This window comes from Azospirillum lipoferum (assembly GCF_024170005.1).
GTDB lineage: Bacteria > Pseudomonadota > Alphaproteobacteria > Azospirillales > Azospirillaceae > Azospirillum > Azospirillum lipoferum.
The window spans coordinates 52,962-63,889 of the sequence record NZ_JALJXJ010000014.1; the positions used below are offsets into that span (position 1 = coordinate 52,962).

A 10,928-nucleotide genomic window follows, 5' to 3' on the forward strand; every position below is an offset into this window, starting at 1 on the left:
CATCCGCGATAGCTCTCCCCCGACTGAGTGCGCCGGGACCGGGCGAGACAAGCAACACCCCCATCGGCCGCTGCGCAGGGCCGGCAGCAGCGGCGAAAGGCAGCAGCGGCCGCACCGGCAGGGACCAGTCGCCGGTACGGACCGCTGCCTGTCAGCCCACGCGCGTCAGATCAGCGGCGCCGACGGATGCCGCGCCAGCGAGCGCATCGCCCACAAGGCCAGACGGCCGCGGCGCGGCTTCATCACAGCTGCCACCCGATGCAGCGGCGGCAGCGGCGGAACTGCCGACAGGCCGGGGACCAGCACCGGGCGGTCGTCGCGCGAGCCGCCCAGGCGCTGGAGCCTGCGGGCCGACAACACCATGCGCAACACCTCTTCCTCGGACACCGTCCGGCGGGCCGGGGCGGAGGCAAGGCTTGCCGCCTCGCACAAGGCTGCCCGTTCAGCCAACAGCCCGGTCAGGCCCTTGGCCGCCGCCGTCAGTGCGGCTTCATTGTAAAGGGCGAGGACAAGCGTCCTCAACCCGTGTTCCATCCGTGTGGACATGGCGGGCGCTCCGGAAAAATCGGAATGGCGTGCGGATCGATTGCGTGTTTTCGTCGAAGCGTGCGGCAGACTGTTTGCGGTTCGACAGGCGCGATTATCCGTGCGCGGCACCCGTTCGGCCATGCGCCCCAAGGTGGTAACACCCTGTCTGCGCCTTCCTGATGCGGAAAGGCCACAGTGGCTGTACCGATAAAGATCTTGGAAGATCGGGAGAAATTTGGGCAATCGGGAAGCGCGGTCGGGATTTGTCCGTCCCGACAGACGGCAGAGAATGGTGGAGCCAAGGAGGATCGAACTCCTGACCTCTACAATGCCATTGTAGCGCTCTCCCAGCTGAGCTATGGCCCCACTATACTTCTCTTACTCTTGACCAACACTGAGGGTGTTGGTGCGCTTGGAGGGAGTCGAACCCCCACGGCCTTTCAGCCACTAGGACCTGAACCTAGCGCGTCTACCAGTTCCGCCACAAGCGCGTCCGCGTTTCTTGGGGTCACGCGGGGCGCTCTATGTACCCAGAGCGGCGGCCGCGCTCAAGTGGAAAATGCAATCGCGCAAAAGTTTTCTCGGGGGGCTTGGTGGGGGCGAATTGCGCCCCCATCACTCCGCCGGCTTGATCGCGTAGAATCGGTAGACCCGCATACCGGCCTCAATGGCGGCGACGCGGCGGGCCCACAGCTCGACCTCCTCCATCACCGCCAGTTTGGTTGGGGTATCGAGCTGGAATTTCTCCAGATGCTCGACCAGCCCCTGGATGGCGGACAGGATCAGGCCGCGGTGGGTGTCGGTGATGTCCTCGGCGATGCGCAGGTCGAGGTTGCGCTGGGCGAACGCGTTGGCCATGCGATCCTTGGGCCACAGGTTCGGCGTCAGCGGCTCCTTGTCGCACCAGGTCTGCACCGCCTTGGTGCCCATCGCATCCGCTTCGGCGATGTAGTCGGTGATCAGCAGATGGCCGCGCGGCTTCAGCGCCAGTTCCATGCCGTCGAACATCTGCTCCTTGTCGCGGACAAAGAACAGGCCTTCCTTGTAGACGATGGCGTCGACGCGCTTGGGATAGCCGAAATGTTCAGGATTGAAGGTCTCGATCGGCGCCTTCTTTTCCAGACCCATCTTGAAGGAGCGGACCATACCCTCCTTCGCCAGCAACTCCGACGCCTCCAGCCCGGTGACCCAGCAGCCGTATTTGCCGGCCATGGTGCGGCTGGTGCCGCCCAGCCCGGCCGCGAGGTCCAGCACACTCATCGCCGGGTTCAGGCCCAGCGGCTTGACCAGATAGGGGATATGGTCGGCGCCGCCGGGGGTGTTGAAGCCCTCGCCCCACATCTTCTCCGCAACTTCGATGCGGGTGGCGGTCCACAGCGGCTTGCCCCAGCGGTTCATCCCGGGGCCGGGAGCGGAGGCGGCAGGCTGCGGCTGCGCCTTCTCCTGCGGTTGCTCCTCACCCTTCTTCGCCTTCAGACCGGACAGGTCATAGCCTTCCCACCACGCATAGAGACGCGTCTTCAGGCTCGGTCCGTTTCCGGACGCTCCGTCCTTGTCCGTCATCGCCCCATGTCCGTCATCGCCGTGGCACCCCATCCGCCAACCGACTCCCGCACGCGACCGGCTTCCCCCGCAGGTCGCGTGTGGTGCGGTATCCTCACGGTTGCTTGGCTTGCCCCAAACACACTGTCCGCAAGAACCTGTTCAGCCTCAGGTTAGACGGACGCTAATCGCATGCAAGCGGAAAAATTTCTCCCTGGAAACACGACACCGGTCAGCGCGCGGTCTTCGCCGGTGCCGTGCCGGACTCGGCCAGGGAGGCTATCCGGGTGCCCGCCGCGTTCAGCACCGGGGCGCAGGCCGCCGGCATCTTGCGGACCACCCGCGGTTCAGGCTTATGGCCCGGCGGATGCTCGATGGCGGGAGAGGCGCTGTCCAGCCAGGACATCAGCTCGTCGCCGCAACCGTCGCCTTCGGGCTGGGCGTCCTGCTGTTCGCACAGCGGGCTGCCGGCGGGACAGCCGAGGCGGATGTGCATGTGGCCGTCATGGCCGTGCCAGGGGCGCAGCTTGTTCAGGAAGCCGCGGTCGGGCCAGCTGCGCTGGCACATCGCCAGCTTGATTGCCGGGTTGACGAAGATGCGGGTGACGCGGGCGTCGCTGGCGGCAATCTGGATCATCTTCGCCTGGCGGTCCGACCAATCGCCGGTAACGCGCATGCGGTCGTAGTCGACAAACTTGATCTCGTCCAGCCGCTCGCGGCCGGCCCGGCCCATCGGCGGCAGATCCAGCCGCAGCCAGATGTCGGCGTCCAGCCCGATCTGATGGCTGGCATGGCCCGACGGCATGGGCCCGCCGCGCGCCTGCCCCATGTCGCCGATCAGTGCGGTGCCCAGCCCGGCCATCGCCACCTTCTGCCCGAAGTCGCGAAGCATGTCGACCAGCACAGGGTGACCGTAATTGCGTTGGCGCGACAGCCTGATCACCTGATAGCCGACTCCCTCCGGCGGCAGGGCGCGGGCACCGGCGATGCAGCCGGCCGCATAGCCGCCGATAGATTTGGCGGCCCCCAGCGAAGGGCCGGTCACCGCACCCCAGGCGACGCTGGTGGCATAGGCCGGGATCGGCGCCGGCCTCTTCTTGCGCGATTTGGCGTCGGCTTCGCCCACCGCCAGCAGGGCCACGGCCAGCCCGACACACGCGACCAACCTGAAGGCACGCCCGCCAAAAGCGCGAAATTCCATCTCCGTCCCCCGCATCGCCGCCGGCACCGTCACCACCACGGCTATAGCGGAGTCGTGGTTAAGGAATGATGGAGGAGGCTGCCGGATGGTACAACCGGACGGACAGGCGCAGGCTTGGCCCATCCGGGCAATCCAATGGGGGGTGCGCCCCCGACGGTTCTTGCTGTTCAGTCCAGCGTCTGGCGATAGCGTTTCAGCGCCACCACCGTCACCACCGTCAGGAACAGCGCCAGCGCCAGCACCTCGGTCGCGATCTCCGCCAGCCCGTTCCCTTTCAGCAGAATGCCGCGGACGATGCGCAGGAAGTGGGTCAGCGGCAGGATCTCGCCCACCGCCTGCGCCCAGCCGGGCATGCCGCGGAAGGGGAACATGAAGCCGGACAGCAGCATCGACGGCAGGAAGAAGAAGAAGGACATCTGCATCGCCTGCAACTGGTTGCGCGCCAGCGTGGAGAAGGTGAAACCGACGGCCAGATTGGCGGCGATGAACAGGATCAGCACGGCGGACAGCAGGCCCAGGCTGCCGACGATCGGCACGTCGAACAGCAGCCGCGCCGCCACCACGATCAGCAGAACCTGGACATAGCCGACGACGACGAAGGGCACGATCTTGCCCAGCATGACCTCGAACGGCCGCACCGGCATGGCCAGCAGGTTCTCCATCGTCCCGCGCTCCCGCTCGCGGGTGACGGCCAGTGCGGTCATCATCACCATGGTCATGGTCAGCACCACGCCCATCAGCCCCGGCACCACATTGTACTGGGTGATGCCTTCCGGGTTGTAGCGGCGGTGGACGCGCAGTTCCACCGGGTCGGGACCGGTGCGCAAGCCCACCAGCGGCCCGGTCAGATCGGGGTTCAGCGCCTGCCGGGCGATGGCGGTCAGCGCCGACAGGGCGTTGCTGGTCGCCGCCGGATCGGTGGCGTCGGCCTCCACCAGCAGGACCGGGCGGGTGCCGCGCTGGAGGTCACGGGCGAAGCCGGTGGGGATGGTGACGGCAAATTGCACCTCGCCCTCCGCCAGCAGCCGGTCGATCTCACCCTCCGACCCCGCGGTGCGGGTGACGGCGAAATAGCGGGAATTCTCCATCGCCGCGACCAGCGTCCGGGCGAAGGGGCTGGAGTCGGCGACCAGAACCGCGGTCGGCAATGCCTTGGGGTCGGAATTGATGGCGAAGCCGAACAGGATCAGCTGCAGGATCGGCACCCCCACCATCATGGCGAAGGTCAGCCGGTCGCGCCGCATCTGGATGAATTCCTTCACCATCACCGCCATCAGGCGGCCTGCCGATATCCGCGCCATCGCACTGCCTCACAGGGCCGGGGTATGCGCAAGACTCTACGCCACCCCGTCCGCCCGGTCGAACTGCAACGCCGCCAGCCTTGCATAGAGCCCGCCCTGCGCCACCAGCTCGCCATGGGTGCCGGTCTCGACCACGCGGCCCTGGTCCATCACCACGATGCGGTCGGCGTTCAGCACCGTCGCCAGCCGGTGGGCAACGATCAGCGTGGTGCGGCCATGCATCAGCCGGTCGAGCGCGTCCTGCACCATGCGCTCGCTCTCGGCATCCAGCGCGCTGGTCGCCTCATCCAGCAGCAGCACCGGCGGGTCGCGCAGGATGGCGCGGGCGATGGCGAGCCGCTGGCGCTGGCCGCCCGACAGCCGCACGCCCTTCTCGCCGAGGAAGGTGCCGAACCCCTCCGGCAGCGCATCGAGGAAGTCCAACGCGTGGGCGGCCTCGGCGGCGGCGCGCACCTCGGCGTCCGACGCATCGGGCCGGCCGTAGCGGATATTCTCCCAGGCGTCGGCGGAGAAGACCACCGGGTCCTGCGCGACGAGGCCCAGGCGACGCCGCACCGCCACCGGATCGGCATCGCGGACATCAACGCCGTCGAGCCGCACCGAACCGGCCTGCGGGTCGTAATAACGCAGCAGAAGCTGGAACACCGTCGACTTGCCGGCCCCCGACGGACCGACCAGGGCCACCCGCTCGCCTGGCTTGACGTCCAGCGAGAATCCCTCCAGCGCCGCCCAGTCCGGGCGCGAGGGGTAGTGGAAGCGGACATCGTCGAAAGACAGCGCCCCCGCCGCCGGGCTGGGCAGCGACTTCGGCACGGCCGGCGCGCGGATCTCCGACTCGACAGCCAGCAGGCTGAACAGCCGTTCGGTGGCGCCAGCGGCGCGCTGGAGGTCGCCGATCACTTCGCTGATGGCGCCGACCGATCCGGCGACGACCACCGAATAGATGACGAAGGCCGACAGCTCACCCGGCGTGATGCGCCCCGCCACCACGTCATGACCGCCGATCCACAGGATGATGCCGACGGCGCCGAACACCAGGACGATGACGATCACGGTCATCACCGCCCGCACCCGTACCCGGCGGATGGCGACGTCGAAGGCTTCCTCCACCCGCTTGCCGAACAGGGCGCGGTCGATCGCCTCATGGGTGAAGGCCTGGACCGTGCGGATGGCGGCCAGCGTCTCCTCGACGAAGGAGCCGATGTCGGCGATGCGATCCTGGCTGTCGCGCGACAGTTTGCGCACCCGTCGGCCGAAAAAGATGATCGGCGCCACCACCAGCGGCACCACCAGCGCCACCAGCCCGGTCAGCTTGGGCGAGGTGATCAGCAGCATGCCGGTGCCGCCCAGGAACAGCAGCGCGTTGCGCAACGCAATGGAGGCTGACGAGCCGACGACCACCTGCAACAGCGTGGTGTCGGTGGTCAGGCGCGACAGGATCTCGCCGGTCTTGGTCGTCTCGAAGAAGCCGGGCGACAGGGTCAGCACATGGTCGTAGACGGCGCGCCGGATGTCGGCGACCACCCGCTCGCCGATCCAGCTGACCAGATAGAAGCGTCCATAGGTGGAGGCCGCCATCAATGCGATCACCCCCAGCAGCACCAGCAGCGCCCGGTCGAGCAGCGAGGTATCGCCACCGGCGAAGCCCTGGTCGATCAGCACCCGCATCCCCTGCCCCATCCCGAGCACGGTGCCGGCGGCCACGGTCAGTGCCACCATGGCACCCAGGATGCGCCATTTGTAAGGAAGCAGGAACGGCACCAGCCGGCGCAGGGGACCGAGGTCGCGGCGGCGGGCGTCCGCCTCGCCACGGGCGGAGGCGGCGATCATGTCGGGGGAGGGTTGGCGAGCCACGCGGTTCCCGCTTGTCTGTTGGGGTTATTGATGCGGATCGCTGGCATATAGCGCGGTGCGGTGACGCCAACAAGGCGACGGACAGGCGAAACTCCTCGTAAAATGGCCTTGGAACCCGTCGCAGACTCCCCGGATGAGCCTTGATTCCGGGGTTGCACCGGCAGAAGTGTTTTGGTATAGACGCCGCTCGCTTTGCAGGAACCCCGGCCATGAAGACTGACATCCATCCCGACTATCACGAGATCACCGTGGTCATGACCGACGGCAGCTCGTTCACGACCCGCTCCACCATGGGCAAGCCGGGCGACACGCTGCGCCTCGACATCGACCCGAAGTCGCACCCGGCCTGGACCGGCGTGCAGAAGCTGCTGGACACCGGCGGGCAGATCGCCAAGTTCAACAAGCGCTTCGCGAACTTCGGCCTCAAGAAGTAAGCGTTACCGCACTTCTATCCTGCCGATGCGAAAAGGGCGTCCGACTGGTTCGGACGCCCTTTTCGTTTGCGCGCACCCAGTGGCTGCCTTTTACCCCACCGCCGCCGCTGCGGCCTCGCGCTCCACATCGGCGCGGACCATGGCGTCGAGCCGGTGGACGCGCATGTACAGGCTGTGGCTGCGCTCCAGCAGGCTGCGCAGGCCGGACGGCAGCTCCTCGTTGTCGGGGCCGCTGGGGTCGGAACAGATCTCGCCGCCGGACAGGGCGAAATCCTCGCTTGCCGCCTGCTCCTTCGACATCTCGCCGGCATGCACGGCCTTCTGCGCCAGCAGCCACGCCATCACCTGGGTCAGACGGCTGGTCACCCGCATCGATTCGTAGGAGATTTGCAGACGAACCTGCGGCGGCAGCTTCCGGTGTTCGGCCGCATCATGATAGGCAATGTAATTCCGCGCCTCGATCAAGAGGGCCATGGTCTCGTCGTAGGGACCGTTGAAGAAGAAGGTGTGCGAAGTCATGGTCGTCGGCCCCCTCCCGCGGACTTACGGCCCTAGCGTGAGCCTTGCCGCAACTGATTAACAATTGGTGACTGGACGGTTGCCAGCAACCCCAGGCGGGGTCTCGCCGGGCTTCGTGCGGCCGCCCTCTTGAACAGGGAAAAGCGTCGATTATCTCTCGCTCGTCAGGCGGATGCCCATACGGGGTCCGCCTCCAACCCCACCCTTAGAGGACCGACCAGACCGTGGTCCTCGACGGCCGTATCGCTCTTTCGGAGGATATGTCATGCGTAGCTACGACCTTTCGCCGCTGTTCCGTTCCACCGTCGGTTTCGACCGCCTGTCGCGTCTGCTGGAGACCGCGACCACCGGTGACGAGGCGGCTTCCTACCCGCCCTACAACATCGAAAAGCTGAGCGAGGATTCGTACCGGATCACCATGGCCGTTGCCGGCTTTGGTCTGGACGACCTCAACATCGTCGCTCATCAGAACTCGTTGACCGTCACGGGTAAAGCTAAGAAGGACGAGCCGGCCGGCCAATTCCTCTACCGGGGTATCGCCGGCCGCGCGTTCGAGCGCCGCTTTCAGCTGGCCGATTTCATCAAGGTGACCAGCGCGTCTCTTCAGAATGGCCTTCTGCACATCGAGCTGGCGCGCGAGGTACCCGAAGCGATGAAGCCGCGGAGCATTCCGATCATCACCGCCGCCGGCAACCAGTCAGTGGAGGTCGAGGCGCCCGCTCCGGCTTTGACCCAGCAGGCGGCCTGATACCCTGACGCGGTCCGTCCGCTCCCGATGCGGACATGAGAACGGCGCCCCGGACCATCCGGGGCGCCGCCTCATTTGCCGAACCGCCGCTATGCGCGGCGCCTATTGGCCCAGCTTCGCGGCGTCCAGGACGATCATCGCGACGCCGATCTTCTGCTTGCCGGCCGGGTCCAGCACCGGAACACTGGCTTCGGTCAACATGGCGCCGGTCTTATCGTCCTTCTCCGGGTCGGTCAGGTAGAGATCGGCATTGCCGGTGAAGACCTTCTGCCATTTCGGCTCGTCGCCCTGCCAGAAGTCGGAGGTCCCCGCAGTCTGGCCGACATTCAGGCCGTGGTCGTCCATCAACAGGATTTCGACGATCCGGCCGTTGCTGTTCGCCACGATCTGCTTCAGCTGTTTGGACACCACATTGGACGAGACCTCGTCGAAGGCCGGATTGGCGCCTCCCGCCTTGGCCGCCGCCTTCCACTGGTTGTCCATCTCGTCGATCTTGGCCTGGGCGATGCCGGCATTCCTGGTGTTCTGCGATTTCACCGCCCCGACCACCGCCGGATCGGTCAGCCAGGGCTGGGCCTGCTGACTGACCGACTTGCGCACCGCTCCTTCTAATGCCGGGTCCGCGGCGGACGCCATGGAGAGCGTGCCCCCGCACAGAAGGGAAACTGCACAGCCGGCAAGCCAATATCGAGTCTGCGTCATGTGGTGTCCTCCCAGTCGTTTGGCCCATTCACGGGCGGGGCGATGGTCGGACTCCCGATGCCGGCGCCACAGCATCGGGCCTTGTTTTTCCGTCAAACGGAAGATCCGTAATGCGGATCAAATGCCGGATATCGGCTTGGTCGGCGTTTCGGCCCGGCAGAGCGTTATTGACGTGGAAAGCTGTCCGGCGGTGCCAGCACCCACTCGGCATAGCCGGCGCGCAGCAGCTCATAGGCAGCAACCAGCCCGGCCGCCCCGGCATAGGCGGTGACCAGCACCTGCTCCGGCGATACCTGCGCTCCCAAGACGATCAGCAGAGCGCCCAGAAAAGGCCCGCCCAGCAGGAACGCCGCCAGCCATAACGGTTCGGCCGACAGCCAGGCGTTGAGCACTGCGCGGGTCCGTTGCGACAGGCGCAGCAGCCCGCCGGCCTTGGCGTCGAGCGCTTCCAGGCTGCCGGCGCGCAGTTCCGCCAGTCGCCGGCCGCCGCCGTCGATGAAAACGACCTCCACCTTCATGCCATGGCGGCGGACCGACGCGCGCACCGAGTCGCCGAGTCGCGTTTCCAGCAGGATCGCGTTGCCACCCAAAGCCGGCAAGGCATCGCGCACCTCCTCCGGCGGTTCACCCCATTCGCGGAGCGCCGTCAGGATGACGCGGGGATCGTCGCAGGGAATCGCATCCATATGAATCACCCGCCCCTGCGGCGCCGTCACCCTCAGGATCAGCACCTGCTCCGCGGGATCATGGGTGCCTTCGACCCGCAGCCCGCCCTCGACGACATAGGAGAACCGTAGGCACCCGTCGTGGCGGCTGAGCGTGTTCATGGCGGCACCCCTCCGGTCGCATCCCTGGCGGATCGCTCCGAAGGGATTTGGGCGTTGGCATCGACATGACCAACAAGCCAGCCGGGGGAACGGCCATCGCGACGGGACGGAGAAAAAGGGGATGCCCAACCGGAAAAGGCGGGGCGGCCAAGACAGCGGTGTTAAAGACAGCTGCGCTCAAGACAGGAGCAGCCGGGACAAAAGCGGCCAGAAGGCGGATAAGAAAAAAGCGCCTAGCCGATCCGGCTGGCGCTTCCAATTTACTCTCCCGTGAGAGAGAATGGCGGATGGGGGGAGATTCGAACTCCCGATACCCGTGAGGGTATGCCGCATTTCGAGTGCGGTGCATTCAACCGCTCTGCCACCCATCCGCTGCCCCGTTTGGCGGGGTGGGCGGAACCTATATAAACGCCTCCGGCCGTGCAAGCCTTTTTTGCAGAAAAATGCGAAGCTTTTCGGCGGCATCCCTGTTGACTCTCGGGCCACCTTGAGTATAGATCGTCGCTCCCATGAACGGGCTTGCGCATCGAACGGTGGGCGAGAAGCCCGCCGTTTGTTTTGACATAGGCAGTGACGACAATGTTTGCAGTGATCCGCACCGGCGGCAAGCAGTACAAGGTCGCCAATGGCGACGTGATCCGTGTTGAGAAGCTCGAGGCCGATGCTGGCGCCTCCATCACGCTCGATGACGTGCTGATGGTCGGCGACGCAGGCAACACCACCATCGGCACCCCGACCGTGGCCGGCGCCTCGGTCGTCGCCGAGGTCGTCGCCCAGGATCGCGGCCCGAAGATCATCGTCTTCAAGAAGAAGCGCCGCCAGAACTATCGCCGCAAGAACGGCCACCGCCAGGACCTGACCGTCCTGCGCATCACTGGCATCAACGGCGCGGCCTGATCCGGGTCTTCCGGTCAGGCTTCCAGGCGCATCTTCAGTTTAGGAGCAACACCCCATGGCACACAAAAAGGCAGGCGGCTCGTCCCGCAACGGCCGTGACTCCGCCGGTCGCCGTCTCGGCGTGAAGCGTTTCGGTGGCGAGAACGTCATCTCCGGCAACATCATCGTCCGTCAGCGTGGCACGAAGTTCCACCCGGGCGAGAATGTCGGCATCGGCCGCGACCACACCCTGTTCGCGATGGCCGACGGCCAAGTTTACTTCAAGCACAGCTCGAACGGCCGCACCTTCGTGAACGTCGTTCCGGCCAACGACCAGGAAGTTCCGGCCGTCGCTGCCGAGTAACCTCTAAGGTCGTTGCGCGGCCTGTGTCGCAG

At 66.2% G+C, this 10,928-nt stretch carries 12 protein-coding genes and 3 tRNA genes; 4 read left to right on the top strand and 11 right to left on the bottom strand.

Translation table 11 applies throughout. The features are described from left to right. Window positions 1–165 precede the first annotated feature (165 nt). The 7 genes from J2848_RS27025 to J2848_RS27055 all read right to left on the bottom strand — a co-directional run bounded on the left by J2848_RS27025 (window position 166) and on the right by J2848_RS27055 (window position 6,402). On the bottom strand, window positions 166–546 hold the full coding sequence (locus J2848_RS27025; RefSeq protein ID WP_149229737.1) for a hypothetical protein: 381 nt from the start codon (window positions 544–546) through the stop codon (window positions 166–168). 272 nt (window positions 547–818) lie between these two features. Further along, window positions 819–894: transfer RNA gene (locus tag J2848_RS27030), tRNA-Ala, on the bottom strand. A gap of 38 nt (window positions 895–932) precedes the next feature. Then, window positions 933–1,019 (bottom strand) — tRNA-Leu (locus tag J2848_RS27035). Between the two features lie 124 nt (window positions 1,020–1,143). Further along, window positions 1,144–2,091: a methyltransferase domain-containing protein gene (locus J2848_RS27040; RefSeq protein WP_149229736.1), complete on the bottom strand. Its 948-nt coding sequence runs from the start codon at window positions 2,089–2,091 to the stop codon at window positions 1,144–1,146. A 211-nt stretch (window positions 2,092–2,302) separates the two neighbouring features. Next, window positions 2,303–3,235, bottom strand: coding sequence for a penicillin-insensitive murein endopeptidase (mepA, locus tag J2848_RS27045; protein ID WP_253568760.1), 933 nt, complete (start codon window positions 3,233–3,235; stop codon window positions 2,303–2,305). A 203-nt stretch (window positions 3,236–3,438) separates the two neighbouring features. Further along, complete coding sequence (locus J2848_RS27050; protein WP_149229734.1) at window positions 3,439–4,572, bottom strand: ABC transporter permease; 1,134 nt, start codon at window positions 4,570–4,572, stop codon at window positions 3,439–3,441. A gap of 36 nt (window positions 4,573–4,608) precedes the next feature. Further along, window positions 4,609–6,402 (bottom strand): ABC transporter transmembrane domain-containing protein, encoded by a 1,794-nt coding sequence (locus tag J2848_RS27055; RefSeq protein ID WP_170306977.1) that lies wholly within the window; start codon window positions 6,400–6,402, stop codon window positions 4,609–4,611. A gap of 233 nt (window positions 6,403–6,635) precedes the next feature. Between J2848_RS27055 and rpmE the strand changes: the two genes are divergently transcribed. After that, a complete protein-coding gene (gene rpmE, locus J2848_RS27060) occupies window positions 6,636–6,860 on the top strand; it encodes a 50S ribosomal protein L31 (protein ID WP_012974887.1) in 225 nt (74 codons plus the stop codon). Window positions 6,861–6,950: 90 nt separating this feature from the next. Here rpmE and J2848_RS27065 read toward each other — a convergent pair whose 3' ends face one another. Further along, window positions 6,951–7,379, bottom strand: a complete 429-nt coding sequence (locus J2848_RS27065; RefSeq protein WP_098739216.1) for a DUF1465 family protein — start codon at window positions 7,377–7,379, stop codon at window positions 6,951–6,953. A gap of 265 nt (window positions 7,380–7,644) precedes the next feature. On the opposite strand from J2848_RS27065, the gene J2848_RS27070 reads away from it, so the two are divergent. Continuing rightward, window positions 7,645–8,127, top strand: coding sequence for an Hsp20 family protein (locus J2848_RS27070; protein ID WP_149229732.1), 483 nt, complete (start codon window positions 7,645–7,647; stop codon window positions 8,125–8,127). 102 nt (window positions 8,128–8,229) lie between these two features. Here J2848_RS27070 and J2848_RS27075 read toward each other — a convergent pair whose 3' ends face one another. The 3 genes from J2848_RS27075 to J2848_RS27085 all read right to left on the bottom strand — a co-directional run bounded on the left by J2848_RS27075 (window position 8,230) and on the right by J2848_RS27085 (window position 10,027). Further along, window positions 8,230–8,763, bottom strand: coding sequence for a PDC sensor domain-containing protein (locus J2848_RS27075; protein ID WP_246193656.1), 534 nt, complete (start codon window positions 8,761–8,763; stop codon window positions 8,230–8,232). Window positions 8,764–8,993: 230 nt separating this feature from the next. Continuing rightward, window positions 8,994–9,656, bottom strand: coding sequence for a hypothetical protein (locus J2848_RS27080; RefSeq protein ID WP_149229730.1), 663 nt, complete (start codon window positions 9,654–9,656; stop codon window positions 8,994–8,996). A gap of 281 nt (window positions 9,657–9,937) precedes the next feature. Continuing rightward, window positions 9,938–10,027: transfer RNA gene (locus J2848_RS27085), tRNA-Ser, on the bottom strand. A 208-nt stretch (window positions 10,028–10,235) separates the two neighbouring features. On the opposite strand from J2848_RS27085, the gene rplU reads away from it, so the two are divergent. Both rplU and rpmA read left to right on the top strand, forming a co-directional pair. Then, the gene (gene rplU, locus J2848_RS27090; RefSeq protein ID WP_012974890.1) at window positions 10,236–10,553 is read left to right on the top strand and encodes a 50S ribosomal protein L21; all 318 of its coding nucleotides are present in this window, start codon (window positions 10,236–10,238) and stop codon (window positions 10,551–10,553) included. Between the two features lie 55 nt (window positions 10,554–10,608). Continuing rightward, window positions 10,609–10,896: a 50S ribosomal protein L27 gene (gene rpmA / locus J2848_RS27095; RefSeq protein WP_014248601.1), complete on the top strand. Its 288-nt coding sequence runs from the start codon at window positions 10,609–10,611 to the stop codon at window positions 10,894–10,896. Window positions 10,897–10,928 lie beyond the last annotated feature (32 nt).